Source organism: Thioalkalivibrio versutus (assembly GCF_001020955.1).
GTDB classification, from domain to species: domain Bacteria; phylum Pseudomonadota; class Gammaproteobacteria; order Ectothiorhodospirales; family Ectothiorhodospiraceae; genus Thioalkalivibrio; species Thioalkalivibrio versutus.
Genome location: NZ_CP011367.1, coordinates 1,075,313 through 1,088,932, shown reverse-complemented (window position 1 = coordinate 1,088,932; position 13,620 = coordinate 1,075,313). Strand labels below are relative to the sequence as shown.

The 13,620-nt window shown below is 58.7% G+C and carries 11 protein-coding genes and 1 pseudogene; 1 reads left to right on the top strand and 11 read right to left on the bottom strand.

The annotated features are described in order from the left end of the window. Positions 1-61: 61 nt before the first annotated feature. The 8 genes from TVD_RS15095 to pseB all read right to left on the bottom strand — a co-directional run bounded on the left by TVD_RS15095 (position 62) and on the right by pseB (position 8,327). Positions 62-1,276 carry a polysaccharide pyruvyl transferase family protein gene (locus TVD_RS15095; RefSeq protein WP_082119081.1) on the bottom strand — a complete coding sequence of 405 codons (1,215 nt, stop codon included), beginning with the start codon at positions 1,274-1,276 and terminating at the stop codon, positions 62-64. A gap of 408 nt (positions 1,277-1,684) precedes the next feature. Continuing rightward, positions 1,685-2,704, bottom strand: coding sequence for a hypothetical protein (locus TVD_RS14535; protein WP_156167502.1), 1,020 nt, complete (start codon positions 2,702-2,704; stop codon positions 1,685-1,687). A gap of 88 nt (positions 2,705-2,792) precedes the next feature. Beyond that, positions 2,793-3,845 (bottom strand): pseudaminic acid synthase, encoded by a 1,053-nt coding sequence (gene pseI, locus TVD_RS05125; protein ID WP_047250977.1) that lies wholly within the window; start codon positions 3,843-3,845, stop codon positions 2,793-2,795. Next, entirely contained in the window at positions 3,842-4,375 is a 534-nt protein-coding gene (pseH, locus tag TVD_RS05120; RefSeq protein ID WP_082119080.1) for a UDP-4-amino-4,6-dideoxy-N-acetyl-beta-L-altrosamine N-acetyltransferase, read from the bottom strand. Before pseH ends, pseI begins: the two co-directional genes overlap by 4 nt. After that, positions 4,329-5,471 (bottom strand): UDP-2,4-diacetamido-2,4,6-trideoxy-beta-L-altropyranose hydrolase, encoded by a 1,143-nt coding sequence (gene pseG / locus TVD_RS05115; protein ID WP_047250975.1) that lies wholly within the window; start codon positions 5,469-5,471, stop codon positions 4,329-4,331. Before pseG ends, pseH begins: the two co-directional genes overlap by 47 nt. Next, the gene (gene pseF / locus TVD_RS05110) at positions 5,468-6,172 is read right to left on the bottom strand and encodes a pseudaminic acid cytidylyltransferase (RefSeq protein WP_047250974.1); all 705 of its coding nucleotides are present in this window, start codon (positions 6,170-6,172) and stop codon (positions 5,468-5,470) included. The genes pseG and pseF overlap by 4 nt, the downstream gene beginning before the upstream one ends. After that, positions 6,169-7,329 (bottom strand): UDP-4-amino-4,6-dideoxy-N-acetyl-beta-L-altrosamine transaminase, encoded by a 1,161-nt coding sequence (gene pseC, locus TVD_RS05105; protein ID WP_047250973.1) that lies wholly within the window; start codon positions 7,327-7,329, stop codon positions 6,169-6,171. The genes pseF and pseC overlap by 4 nt, the downstream gene beginning before the upstream one ends. Beyond that, the gene (gene pseB / locus TVD_RS05100; protein ID WP_047250972.1) at positions 7,329-8,327 is read right to left on the bottom strand and encodes a UDP-N-acetylglucosamine 4,6-dehydratase (inverting); all 999 of its coding nucleotides are present in this window, start codon (positions 8,325-8,327) and stop codon (positions 7,329-7,331) included. The genes pseC and pseB overlap by 1 nt, the downstream gene beginning before the upstream one ends. 229 nt (positions 8,328-8,556) lie before the next feature. Here pseB and TVD_RS05095 point away from each other — a divergent pair. Next, a pseudogene (locus tag TVD_RS05095) lies at positions 8,557-9,589 on the top strand (IS481 family transposase). Here TVD_RS05095 and TVD_RS14040 read toward each other — a convergent pair. The 3 genes from TVD_RS14040 to TVD_RS05085 form a co-directional block, all read right to left on the bottom strand. Further along, positions 9,586-10,518 carry a glycosyltransferase family 2 protein gene (locus tag TVD_RS14040; RefSeq protein ID WP_082119077.1) on the bottom strand — a complete coding sequence of 311 codons (933 nt, stop codon included), beginning with the start codon at positions 10,516-10,518 and terminating at the stop codon, positions 9,586-9,588. The pseudogene TVD_RS05095 and the gene TVD_RS14040 overlap by 4 nt on opposite strands. Then, positions 10,515-12,209, bottom strand: a complete 1,695-nt coding sequence (locus TVD_RS05090; protein ID WP_082119076.1) for a phosphotransferase — start codon at positions 12,207-12,209, stop codon at positions 10,515-10,517. Before TVD_RS05090 ends, TVD_RS14040 begins: the two co-directional genes overlap by 4 nt. Before the next feature lie 135 nt (positions 12,210-12,344). Then, the gene (locus tag TVD_RS05085) at positions 12,345-13,511 is read right to left on the bottom strand and encodes a nucleotide sugar dehydrogenase (RefSeq protein WP_047250971.1); all 1,167 of its coding nucleotides are present in this window, start codon (positions 13,509-13,511) and stop codon (positions 12,345-12,347) included. Positions 13,512-13,620: the final 109 nt, after the last annotated feature.

Genomic DNA, 13,620 nt, shown 5'->3' with positions numbered 1-13,620 from the left:
CGATTTCCTGATACATCGTTATATCTCATCGTTGCCAAGGCGCGACCCCAATTCTATCCATTTACCTTGTGCCTATCGAACGCGATTGTAAGCGAGATTGATACAAGCTCGAAGTCCTGCGCGCGCCACTGTTAGACACGATCTCTTCGACGGCAGCTTCCGTCCGTTTTCTAAAGGAATCAAGCTCCAGCTCCAAACCACGGAATCGACTAAAGCCATCGGTCGCGTCTTGTTGGATGAGTGCTGATAGAAGTTCAACAGAAGCCGTTGAGGCTACGAAACGTTTATTGTTTCTGGCCATAGGCTTATTTCGAGTGAATCGATGCGAAAACTGCTCGACGAGGCTGCGACCCCGCTTCGGCCTCCCAAACGACGCGTCATGACCCTTTTCGGGCGAATTCCTCCGATAGCAAGGCAGGCTAATTTTACGACCGATCGTCAACCCATAGTCAGTTCCGCGTCCATCCTGTTCGAGCAGATAGCTCGGAAGGCGCCTCTTAAGCGCACTTACGTGTCCATGAACACGAAATCCGACATGGAGATCGTAGTTATCATACAAATCGAGCCCATTCTCAGGGTCGCGGTAAATAGAATGGCAAGTTACCCCCAACTCTGAACAAGCAGCTTCGATAGGGCCGTTAACCCCATGTAGCGCGCATTCGACCTGCGCTTCCGGGAAACGCGTCCTAAGACTCGAAACCAAAGCTCGGAAAGCAGGCCTATAGACGTCTCCGTGATGCGGGTCACTAATTACGATTCGCTTTATCTTGTCGGTACACTCGAACGTCCGTTCATCGAAGCGAGCGTCAAGAAACGCTACGTCACCACCAAACCTTGCTCTACTGAGACCATGTTGACTACAAAACGCTTGCGATAGCACTCCTCGCGTCGTGAAAACCTCGGCCGCCCCGCCAATCCGTTTAAGCAAATCCAAGTCAGCAGTCTTGAATCCTCGATTGAACATATCGTGTTTCCCCACTGATAGGTTCGTTCCTGCTGCGAGAACCGATATAGGCACAGTCATATCAAGAATACGTGTCAAAAATGGATAAATTGACCCCATGTCTTTACGTATAGCCAGACACGCGAATACGATATGATCTGCTCCTTCGAGACTCTCTCGTACAGCATCCCAGGCTTCCGCACGCCACACCGTGACAATTTCGGCATCCGGATCAAACGACCGGACCGCATCAGCGGTGCTCAGCTCTATTAGCTTATCTCCAATGTTCTGAGTTCCCTCTCTCGGGAATGTACTTACTAAAACATACTTCATATCTAACGTCCTTTGAACGAGCGCAGTCTAATCACACTGAACTGGGGCCCACCAGATGCCGGTACCAGGCCAATGCGTTTACCTCGAAGCTAACAGCTATCAATTCGATCTAATTATATCGGACCAGGCTTGTGTTTCATGGATGATATTGATCCGGACATGCGATCTCGTGCCTTGCGGCTGGTGATCCTCGCCTCGGACAATCCGAGCGGACTGTTGCATAGTTCTTGGGCTTCCGGGTGATCGGCGAATGACGTTTACGTGTTTGATCGACGATTCAGCTACAGAAGGGCATGCTACCTTCCTCCACCGGAAGGTTGTGGTTCGGCAGCGGGCCGGATCTGTCATCTGCGGAACGTTAAGGGAATCAAACAGAACTTACTGCCTGACACACACCGCCGTCGAGGATCAGCTGTATCGCATAACCAGCACGAGCCTTTCCGAACCCCTCCCTTGAGGCATACCGCGATGCACCCCGGCCTGATCGCTAAGGATTAAAGACCCACGCGGCGCCAGAACAGGAACCGCCAACCTGGTATCGATGAAGGGGCTGTCCGTCTTTGCAGGTGCTATCTCGGAGAGCTTCTGATTCGCTTTTCTCCAAGCACCATCAAGGTGACTCCCCCGAACGTAACAGTACGGTCCATCGTCTAAGCTCGACACATCGGTAAGATAGACAAATCCCTTGATATTTTTTTTGAATGAGTCAACGTGAAACCCCCGGGTCTGCATTACGCTACGATTAATATATAGGTTGAGATTTCTTGCTTCGAGCGCATTGCTGCTTCCACCGATTAGATCTAATAGTCCGCTGGTAATAAAAGGCGCACGGAAGGCACTTTTCCTGCTCCCAACAAGGCGGTCCACGTTAAAGACATCGACCATACCAAAATCGTTGCCGCGCCGAACGTTTACTACAGTTTTTGAGTATGTTGCCATCTCGGTGTAGCTTGTTGCGATGCGTTTGCCTCCTTGAACCAGTATATCGTCGTCTTCATAGTTTCGTTCTTCGCTCGTCAAATTCAGCGCATGCAAGACCGTCGACATGGCATCGTTCGCAATGTTTTGCTCAGCATTATCCAAGTAGTCGGGAACTATAACGATTCCTTCTTCCCTAAGGAGGTTTCGGGCCTTCTCCAATCCTCGTGCGCTGTTGATCTCGCCGACCGAAACTGCGTCGATCCGGCGCGATATCTCATCTTCGGATAGACTACTCAGGTATTCTAGCGCAGGCTCATTCAGCGAAGCGATCTCTTTTGATTCGAGAACGCTGCGTTTGGGTTTCGTTGAGGGAAACGATTGCGTCGACCGGTTGGGGCACGGGGGTTCGGAAAACGGGTATGTTCTGCGCGCAGGAAGACGGCGCATTATCGGGTGCAATAAGTGCTTTAGCGCTTTCCCCATTTTCTTAACAAGATTGTTACGCATCGGTCACCCTGTTATATTCTAATCAAGAAACGCATATCGGCACCTAGATTGTTTACGAATTACTATGTATTTTAATATGGTTGAAACATTAAGAAAGTAGATCTTCTTTGACCGGAGTGGCTTTTTTTACGTCCGCATTTACCTTTTTACCAATAATCTTGCACATATCTTTCGGCGACACCCCATATCCAGGCCGCACGCTACGGACAACTTCTTCCGTAATCACATCCCCCGCCTTCAGGTCTGTCACGAAATATAGAGAACGCCGGAACTTGACGTTGGTTTGTTCGCTGGCTTTTCTGCCGTAGTCTACCTTTCCTAGTGCTTGCCATGCTGTGTTGGCATTCCGACACAAAGCGCTGAGCTCCGGCGGTTCGAGGGAGAAACTATCGTCGGGGCCACCACCATGCCGGTCGAGGCTAACATGTTTCTCGATGAGGGAAGCGCCTAAGGCGACGCTCGTGATAGCGGTGGTGTTGTCGATGGTGTGGTCGGACAGGCCGGTGACTAGGCCGAACTGCTGGATCATGTCAGGGATGGTGTACAGGTTATATTCTTCCGGCGATGCGGGATAACCACTCACGCAATGGAGAATGGCGATTTGGTCGCACCCTGCACCCTTTGCGGCGTCAATGGCGTCCTGGATTTCCTCTGAATCAGCCATACCGGTGGAAATTATAATGGGCTTTCCTGTGCTGGCGGCGTATTCGATCAAAGGCAAATCGACGGCTTCAAAGGAAGCGATCTTGTACGCGGGGGCACCCAGGTCCTCCAAGAGGTCTACAGCCGTGGTGTCGAACGGCGAGCTGAAGATGGTGATACCGAGCTTCCGAGCGTGTTCGAATAGCGGCTTGTGCCACTCCCAGGGCATGTGGGCCTCTTCGTACAGCTCGTAAAGTGTCCGCCCGTCCCACAACCCACCGTGGATACGGAAATCCTCACTGTCGCAATCGAGCGTGATGGTGTCCGGGCGATAGGTCTGCAGCTTTATTGCATCGGCGCCGGCCTTTTTGGCCTCGTCGATGATTCGGAGCGCCGTCTCCAGCTTGCCGTTGTGGTTTGCCGACAATTCGGCAATCACGTAAGGCGGTTCGTCGATAGCGATACGGCGCCCGTCGATGACAATACTCGGTGTCTTCATTGGGTACGGTCTCCTTTTTCCTCAAGCCATTCTGTTGCTATCAGTCCGAAGCCAATAACGTCGTGGTACTGGTTGCCGTCGAAATGATGGTCACGCAGGCAGGCCTCCTGTCGGAACCCGAGGCGCTCGTGGAAGCGAATTGAACGGTGGTTGTAAGCCAGTGCTTCACCACACAGCTTGTGTTGCTCCAGGTCCCGGAACACATAACTCAGAGCAAGCTGGCCCAGCAGTGACCCGCTTCCTTTTTCAGCGTTAGGCGCCAAATAGAAACCCCATTCGGCCCGTCGGGCCGACGGGTCCGCGATGGTCACGTTGACGAAACCACTCGGGACACCACCCCGCTCGAAAACGAGCAAATGCTTATCCGGAGTGGATGCGGCGAGCTCGAACCAGCCCTCGTGTTCGTCGCGCTCAACCGTATGCTGGGTATACATGAATCGACGGACGTCGGGATGGTTGCGCCAAGCCCGGACCATCTCCAGATCATCTGCCGCGAGAGGACGCAACACAGCGCTGGAATTCTCGTGCATTTGGCTTGTCCCCCATCTGTTGGCACAACCTTACCACTCCCTGCCCGTCGGTTACCGCCGCACTTGCCTTGGACATGGCCTCCAGCGCCCTGGGTTCGGAGAATCTGCCCCAATAGTCGGGAAGCTGATCCACATTCATGACGTCACCCAGGTAGACACACGCGCCCACCTTGGCTAACGCTTCGGCGATACTTTTTTGATTCTCGGCCAACACCACCATCACGGCAGGTACTCCCAGACAACAGCGCTCCCAGGACGTGCTGCCCGCCGCGCCAATTGCGAGGTCGGCATCGACCATGCGCATCGCCATGTCCCGAACATCGACTCGCACCGTGGTTTTCCTAGGCATGGTGGCGGCTTGTTCGCGCACCGATTCGAGCCAGGGCGCATTGCTGCCCATCACCACTTCGATTTCGGCATCTCCCGGCAAAGGGCAATTTTGCAGCGCATCGAGCACTTTGCCGGTCGCATTGTCCTTGTCGACACCGCCCATGGTGACGAGCACCCGTTTGAGGCGCGGCGAGTGTCGTCTTCGCAGGCTGTCCTCTCGCAAGCGAGCGAACTCCGGGCGCAACAAGGCATATCGAGGCCCGATCAGCCGCCGGCAGCTTTCCGGCACAAGGCTGAAATAGTCGCTGCTTTCGCGACCCAGGTTCTGGTCGAGCAGGAGATTCACTTCATGAGAACGATCGGCAAGGTCATCGATAACCAGCAGGCGCAGGCCTTGGCTCTTCACGGCAACTTCCCAGCGGGCATCCAGCGCATAGTGATCAACCACCAGCCACGCCGGGTCCAAGTCACGAATAATCGCGCGCGACTGCCGGGCATCGATTTCCCACGACGTCCCAAGCCAGTGGGCATGGCCGGGTTCATCCCCAGCAGCCCCCCCTGCCCCGTCGTCGACGGCGGACAAGGTATGCACGGGAAATCCACGCTGCCCGATGACTTCGATGAGGTTGCCGGGGTGGTCGCGACAGATGAAATGACATGCGTGCCCCCGCTCGCGCAGGGCATCGGCCAACGTGAGACAACGCATGACATGCCCGGTGCCGATCTCCACCGAGGCATCGGCCCGGAAGACGACGGTTTGTGTCATTCCGACGCGCCAGCCTCGGCCTGCATGGCCTTGAACAACCACTCGGCCCGTCGCCAGTCCTCGAGCGTATCGATATCCTGCACGCGCTCGCGCGGCAGCTGAACGGGGACGGCATCGGACGTCATGATTGGCTCGCCAGACAACCATGCTTCGCGACGCCCCCAGTAGAACTGGCCCGCGTCATGCCAGGCCTCCTCAAGATCCTGTGAACGGGTGTTCGCGTATTCGGGATGGAACATCGCCGCACGACCCGCGTCTGTGATCCGCAGCGCGCGCTGGATGGGGAAGGCGTAGCTGGTCACGGAAAAGGCGTAATCCGCATCTGTCGCTTCCAATGCCTCCCGTCCCCGGCGGAGATCCTCGGGCCTTACGAAGGGCGCGGTGGCGTACAGGCAGCAAACGGCTTCGCACCGCTCGCCACTTTCCTGCAACCATTCGATAGCGTGAGCCATGACAGGGACCGTGCCGGTATGGTCATCGGCCAATTCCGCCGGGCGCCGGAAAGGCACTTCGGCGCCATGTTCTTCAGCCACGACGGCAATCTCGCTGTCATCCGTGGAGACAATCACGCGATCAAAACAGCCGCTGGCGCGGGCGGCCTCGATCGACCACGCGATCATCGGCTTGCCGCAAAACGACCGAATGTTCTTGCGGGGAATGCGCTTGCTGCCACCTCGGGCGGGGATGATGGCCACTCTCATCCGACAAGCGCCTCCTCGAGAGCCGAAACGACCGCATCTTGCTGTCCCTCGGTCATCAGGGGGAACAGTGGCAGGCTGATGGCCTCGGCGTAATAACGCTCCGCTTCCGGGAAGTCACCCGACCGAAAGCCCATCTGCCGATACCAGGGCTGAAGATGAACCGGAATGTAGTGCAGATTGACTCCAATGCCCTGCTCACGGAGTGATTGGAATACGGCACGGTGAGATGGGGCAATCGCGTCGACTTGCAACCGGACCACATAGAGATGGCGGCCCGAGTAGTTGTCCGGATGCTGCCACGGCGTGATGACCTGCAGGTCGGCAAGCAGGCGGTCGTAACGCTCGGCCAATTCATTACGCCGCGCGACATAGGCATCCAGCCGCTCGATCTGAGAGACGCCGAGGGCGGCTTGCATCTCGGTCATGCGGTAGTTGAAGCCCAGATCCACCTGCTGGTAGTACCAGGGGCCGTCCGGTTCGTGGGTCATGCACTCCGGGTCTCGCGTTATGCCATGACTGCGCAACAGCGACATGCGCTCGGCAAGCTCATCGTCATTGGTGACGGCCATGCCGCCCTCACCGGTCGTGACGATCTTGACAGGATGGAAGCTGAATACGGTGATGTCACTGTAAGAGCCATTACCGATGGGCTTACCGCGGTACTGGCCGCCAATCGCATGCGAAGCGTCCTCGATTATACGGAAGCCATAGCGCTGGGACAGTTCGTGGATTGCCGCCATCTCGCAGGGCTGGCCGCAGAGGTGAACGGCGACCAGCACCTTTGGCAGACGCCCCTCCTCCTTGGCCTTCTTCAGCTTCACAGCCAATGCCTCGGGGCAGAGGTTGTACGTCTTAGGGTCGATATCGACGAAATCCACCTTCGCGCCGCAGTAAAGACCGCAGTTGGCCGAGGCCACGAAGGTAATGGGTGTGGTCCAAAGCCAATCGCCCTCGCCCAGATCGAGGGCCAAGCACGCGATGTGGAGCGCGGATGTAGCACTATTGACCGCGACCGCGTGCCGGGCACGAACGTGACCCGCCACGGCCTGCTCGAAACGCGGCACCACCGGCCCTTGGGTGAGGAAGTCCGAACGCAGCACCTCGACGACGGCGTCCACGTCCTCCTGACGAATGTCCTGTCGCCCGTAGGGAATCATCAAATGGCCCCGATCTTTTCCCAGTTGGCGTCAATCCATGCGCTGAGTTGGTTTTCGCTCATCCACTCGTTGTTAGTGTCACTGGCATAGACAAAGCCTTCCGGCACGCGCGTCCCATCCTTGATGCGATTGGCGTCCCGGTCCCAGCCGTTTATGGCCGGTAGGATCTTGAAGTGATCGGGATATTCGTAGGTGTAATAGGCGTCGTCGGCGCCGATCATCTCTTCGTGCAGCTTTTCACCCGGTCGGATGCCGACAATCTGCTGCCGCGCGTCCGGCGCGACTACTCGGGCCAGGTCGGTTACTTTCATGGACGGGATTTTCTTGACATACACCTCCCCTCCTTCCATGTCCTCGAAGGCGTGCCAGACCAGTTCCACGCCCTGCTCCAGCGAGATCATGAAACGCGTCATGCGGTCGTCGGTTATCGGGAGTACACCCTGGTCGCGAATGGACATGAAAAATGGGATCACCGAACCGCGGGATCCCATGACGTTGCCGTAGCGCACTACGGCGAAGCGCGTGTCGCGATGCCCCGCGTAGTGGTTGCCGGCAACGAACAGCTTGTCGGAGGTCAGCTTGGTGGCGCCATAGAGATTGACCGGGCTGCTGGCCTTGTCGGTGGACAGCGCCACGACCTTTTTTACGCCCTTGTCGATACAGGCGTCGATGACGTTCATCGCGCCGGTGACGTTCGTCTTCACGCATTCAAAGGGGTTGTACTCGGCGGTAGGGACGATCTTCGAGGCGGCTGCGTGGATCACGAAGTCAACACCGTCCAGCGCGCGGTAGACACGTTCGCGATCGCGCACGTCACCGATGAAGAAGCGCACGCGCGGATCGCCGTCGAACTTCTTGGCCATTTCCCACTGCTTCATCTCGTCGCGCGAGAAGATAATCACTCGCTTGGGGGAATAGCGCGCAAGCAACATGGGAATGAAGGTATGGCCAAACGACCCGGTACCTCCCGTTACGAGAATGGATGCATTTTCAAACACGTATAAATATCTCCGACCTAATTAAACCTGTGACAATTTATTCCATCATATGGGCCGAGAATGAAGCGGGGTGGAATTCTCACCAATCACGGAAACCATAAATACAATCATTCTCAGTGGGCTGCTTGTTGGGTAACGGATGATTCTATACCGCACGAGAAGGCACCCCTGTTTCGTGGCCGGGAGTGGCTGAGTATCGTGTGCGACGGCTCCACGCAGGACGGATAGCATGGCGAGGACGATCCATTCGAACGCGCGCACCACGCCTCAGATCCGGCGAGAGCTGCAGGAGGCGCCGCCGGGCGTGAGCGACCCCGAGCTGGCCCGGCGCTACGGCATTACCCGCATGACCGTGCGCAAGTGGCGCTACCGCCGGGACGTGGAGGATAACTCTCATTGCCCCAAGTGGCTGCACACGACCCTGACCCCGGAGCAGGAGTCGATCATGGTCCAGGTTCGGGAAGTGGCCCTGCTGTCGCTGGATGACCTGCTGATCGTGGCGCGCGAGTTCCTGAACCCGGATCTCAGCCGGGCGGCGCTGGCGCGCTGCCTGCGCCGGCACGGCGTGGGCGACCTGCGGGCCCTGCAGCGGGAACGCGACGGGGAACCCGAGGAACCGGCGCACAAGCCGTTCAAGGACTACGTGCCGGGCTTTGTGCATGTGGACGTGAAGTACCTGCCGCAGATGGCGGATCAGGCCTCGCGGGGCTACCTGTTCGTGGCCATCGACCGGGCCAGCCGTTGGGTCTATCTGGAGGTGCGGCGCACCAAGAGCGCCGAGGCCGCGCGCGGCTTCCTGAAGAAGCTTCTCGAGAAAGCGCCGTTCCATATCACCCACCTCGTCACCGACAACGGCAAGGAGTTCACCGACCGCTTTGCGGCGACCGGGGAGCGGGAGCCGACGGGGCATCACCCCTTCGACCGGCTGTGCGTCGAACACGGGATCGAGCATCGCCTGATCCGGCCCAAGCGGCCCCAGACCAACGGCATGGTCGAACGCTTCAACGGGCGCATCGCCGATCTGCTGCGGACCCGCCACTTCGACTCCGGCCAGCACCTGGACGAGGCGCTGCGGCACTACCAGCGGCTGTACAACCATCACATCGGCCAGAAGGCGCTGGGCCATCGGACCCCGGTGGAAACCCTCAAGGCCTGGCAGCATGAACGCCCCCGATTTGTTTCGAAAACGTGTATATGACCAGCCGAGACCTGACAGCTGCTTCGCAAGCTTCGAAGAAGGCGACTCAAGGCTCCACACCTAGCGACGTTCCCGCACTCCCGCTGTTAAAAAAAGGCGCCCCATCTCTACCAGCTCAAGCCCCCACAGACGAGTTTGGATCACGACAGCCACAAAGCGAAAACGAACGGGATTTCCCGTCGAGGTGGCAAAACGGTAATAAAGGGGAAGCGGAGGCAAGACCGTGCGAATGGCCCAGTACAAGCGGGTCCGTAGTGCTCCACAACCCAATTGCCCCCCCTTGATTCGCCGTGCTTTGGTTGCTAGGTCCTCCCACGAGCGGCGGGCCGGATGATACACCACGGCGTCGGGCGCGTATTGCAGGGCATACCCACGGGCGCGAGCCCGGTTGCACAGGTCTACGTCACCCCCCGAGTATCGCGTGGCATTAAACCCGCCCAGTTCGTTGACCATGGACTTAGGAACCAGAAGATTCGCCGTGGCCGCGTAGCCGCGTCGGACGTAATGCTCTTGCGGAATTCCGCGCACGAGATCGTAGATCTCGTATGCGTTAGGTCGTGCCGAATCTGTGTACATTTCGACGCCACCGGCCAGCAGGCTTCCCTGGGGATCTTGCCGGCTTCGATTCAGCATTGCCGCGAGCCAGTAAGACGAAGGCCGGCAGTCCGCATCGGTGAATACAACCCAGTTGCTTGCCGCCTGTGCAACACCGGCGTTGCGGGCAGCGTACGAGCCCGGCGTTTCGCAATGCAAGATGCGTACGTTGCTCGGCAGCGATTCTGGCGGAGCGTAGTTGGTCGATCCGTTATCCATTAAGATCACTTCAAATTCTTCTTGCGGGAGCGTCTGTCCCTGCAGACATTCGAGTAGCTCCGGCACCAATTCCCAGTGGTTGTAGACGGGTACGATGACCGAGCAGGTAGGCCAGGAGACATCTTCCGCCGAGCCGTTCGAGTGCGGTTTTCTGGTGTGGGTTGAAGGGCTCCCGGTCATTCCCGTGTTCCCTCGGTGGAGGAAGGCTCAGATCGGCGCGGGAGCAACCCGACAAGCCGGGGCACAAGCGCAATGGCGGAGCTGAACCGTTGTTGCTCAATCAGAAGCTCCAGTTCGTGGCTCAACGCGGCGAGCACCGGGGCATCCGCGTGCCCTTCAAGGGTCGGCAATTGTTCAGGCTTGGTCGGCCACCCGGCCCCGGCCGGTTCGATCGCCCAGTTTCCCCAGTGAAGCAGCGTGGGCGCCCCTGCCTCGGTCATTACGATATTGCCGGGCCGAACGTCCCGCGTGGTGATCGCCGGGGGCAATGCGGCCAGTTGCTCGCGCCAGTCCTGCAACTGATCCCTCAGCTGGCCAAGTGCATCAAGGGCATTTGGATCGCTGGCGGCAATCCGGAGGCGTTCCACCATACTGTCGTTCAGGCGCTGCCAGAGCATGGGCCGGGATCGCTGGTAACGGGTCAGAAGGGATTGCGGCAGGGGGACCTGCAGCAGGGTCTGGCGGATCTCTTCGACGCCCTTGGCTTTGTCGCCCTGCCTGGCCGGAAGCTCTTCAGCGGCCTGCAGCACGTGGCAATGGAACCCGCGTACCTGCGTGGCGCCGATCCATTGCGGGCTGGGCAGGCCACTGGGAGGGGCGGCCAGAAGGGTCGCTTCGTGCAGGGCGTATGCGCTGCGTTTCGGTGCAAACAGCTTGACGAAGATGCTCGGCTTTCCCGGCGTGCGGCAATGCAAGACGCCCACGTTAGCAACGTCGGTTTGCCACCACTGGATATCCATATCCCGTGACGCTGGCTCGCCGTACATCTCGGAGATGAGTGTCGGTATCCATTGCTGGCGGGATTCCGGTGCCAGAAGGGTCCAGATGGTTTCTTTCTTTGTGTCTTGGTCGGAAATAAAGGCGGTCGAGTGGAAGAACAGCGCATCCAGCTTGCCCTTGTGGCTGCGCTGTTTCACTACCCCCGAAACCGAACTGTCCAACCGATTGAACCCCTGCCGGGCCAACAGGAGCGCGATGATCGCAGGGATCAGGCCGGGGGGATCGAGGTACAGGAAGTCGATCACCATGTAGGCGAACGCGACCATAAATCCAATGCCCGAAAGGACACCCATCCATCCGGTCAGGTTCTCTTCGAGGCGTGTGCAAAAGCCCGGGCTCACGGCAAGCCCGCTCAGGAGCGCAACGGCGACCAGGAACACGTAGCCCGCGGCGAGGAGCGCGACGCTTTGGTATAGCCAGAACAGAATAGCCAGCACCAGCATCAGGAACACGCCACCGGCGATCACCTCGGCATGGCGCTTGTAGGCGCGGGCGGCCAGTTCGTCCTGGTTCTCGAACAGGACCATCTTGCGGCTGCGTGCGAGCAGGGTTTTCGACCCACGTTCGCCGCCGAACTCCACGATCCGTTCGGCCAGCAGGTACAGGCCGTAGAACGCAACCGTGGCGGCACTCAGCGAAACGATCAGCGCGTCGCGGTCGAACTGCTCGAACGCCGGCGGGAAATACCGCGGGATGCCGTCCGAGCCCAGCAGGATGATGACCTTCAATGGGAGAAAGGAGGCCAGCAGCATCGAGAGCTGCGACACCAGCGTGAAGAACACCACCCCGCTGGTCGCGCCCGGGGCCGCCCAGAAGAACTTGGCGCCCAGGCGGCTGCTCCATTTCAGGCTGTTGAGGATGTCGCGGATCAAGGTGTCAGGCTCTCTCTGGATGCAATCCACGATGGTTGGCCAGTTGGGTCAGGCGGGGTGCTGAAAGTCCCTTTGGCAGGGCTTCGCGGGCGAACCCGCTCTTACAGGGCCCGCCACCCACATTGGAAGACGTGATCAGTCGTTGTTGAAGAGGTCGCGGGTGTAGATCTTGTGGGTCTGGTCACGGATGTCGTCGGTGATGCGGTTCGCGACGATGACGTCCGACACGTGCTTGAACTCGTCCAGGTCGCGGATGACGCGGGAGTGGTAGAACTCCTCGTCGGGGAGTTCTGGCTCGTAGACGACGACCTCAATGCCCTTGGCCTTGATGCGCTTCATCACGCCCTGGATGGCGGAGGCGCGGAAGTTGTCGGAGCCGCTCTTCATCACCAGGCGGTAGATGCCGACGACCTTCGGATTGCGCCGGATCACGGCGTCGGCCACGAAATCTTTGCGCGTGCGGTTGGCGTCGACGATGGCGCCGATGATGTTGTTGGGGATCTCGTCATAGTTGGCCAGCAGCTGCTTGGTGTCCTTCGGGAGACAGTAGCCCCCATAGCCAAACGACGGATTGTTGTAGTGGCTCCCGATGCGCGGATCCAGACAGACGCCATCGATGATCTGGCGCGTGTCCAGGCCGTGGATCTCGGCGTAGCTGTCCAGCTCGTTGAAATAGGCGACGCGCATGGCCAAATAGGTGTTGGCGAACAGCTTGATCGCCTCGGCCTCGGTCGAGTGCGTGAAGACCATGGGGATATCGTCGTCCATAGCGCCTTCCGCCAGCAGCCGGGCGAAGGTCTCGGCCCGCTCGGACTGCTCGCCGACGATGATCCGGGAGGGGTGCAGGTTGTCGTACAGCGCCCGGCCCTCGCGCAGGAACTCCGGCGAGAACAGGATGTTGTCGGTCTCCAGCTGCGCCTTGATCTCACGGGTGTAGCCGACCGGCACGGTGGACTTGATGACCATCACCGCATGCGGATTGATCGCCAGCACGTCGCGGATGACCGACTCCACCGTGGAGGTGTTGAAGTAGTTGGTCTGCGGGTCGTAGTCCGTGGGCGTGGCGATGATCACGAAGTCCGCATCCGCGTAGGCCTCCTGCTTGTCCAGCGTGGCCTTGAGGTTCAGCGCGTGGTTTTCCAGGAAGTCCTGGATCTCGACATCGATGATCGGGGAGTGCTTGCGGTTGATCTGCTCGACCTTCTCCGGCACCACGTCGAGCGCGACGACCTCATGGTGCTGCGCGAGCAAGACGGCGTTGGAGAGCCCGACGTAGCCGGTTCCGGCGACTGCGATTTTCATTCCTGGTTTCCTTCCTGTTGCATCTGATTGTACGTAACGATTCGCCCCCCACTCGGCCATGCCGCAAACCGCGCCTACAGCCTTGTCACCCCGGAAGCTCTATCCCGCT

What these genes read in the sequence shown, in the direction of transcription:
- pseH (WP_082119080.1), bottom strand. Translation starts at nt 4,375, where the DNA reads ATGCACGAGAATTCCAGCGCTGTGTTGCGTCCTCTCGCGGCAGATGAT.
- pseI (WP_047250977.1), bottom strand. Translation starts at nt 3,845, where the DNA reads ATGAAGACACCGAGTATTGTCATCGACGGGCGCCGTATCGCTATCGAC.
- TVD_RS14040 (WP_082119077.1), bottom strand. Translation starts at nt 10,518, where the DNA reads ATGACCGGGAGCCCTTCAACCCACACCAGAAAACCGCACTCGAACGGC.
- pseC (WP_047250973.1), bottom strand. Translation starts at nt 7,329, where the DNA reads ATGATTCCCTACGGGCGACAGGACATTCGTCAGGAGGACGTGGACGCC.
- TVD_RS05085 (WP_047250971.1), bottom strand. Translation starts at nt 13,511, where the DNA reads ATGAAAATCGCAGTCGCCGGAACCGGCTACGTCGGGCTCTCCAACGCC.
- TVD_RS15095 (WP_082119081.1), bottom strand. Translation starts at nt 1,276, where the DNA reads ATGAAGTATGTTTTAGTAAGTACATTCCCGAGAGAGGGAACTCAGAAC.
- TVD_RS14535 (WP_156167502.1), bottom strand. Translation starts at nt 2,704, where the DNA reads ATGCGTAACAATCTTGTTAAGAAAATGGGGAAAGCGCTAAAGCACTTA.
- pseF (WP_047250974.1), bottom strand. Translation starts at nt 6,172, where the DNA reads ATGAGAGTGGCCATCATCCCCGCCCGAGGTGGCAGCAAGCGCATTCCC.
- pseG (WP_047250975.1), bottom strand. Translation starts at nt 5,471, where the DNA reads ATGACACAAACCGTCGTCTTCCGGGCCGATGCCTCGGTGGAGATCGGC.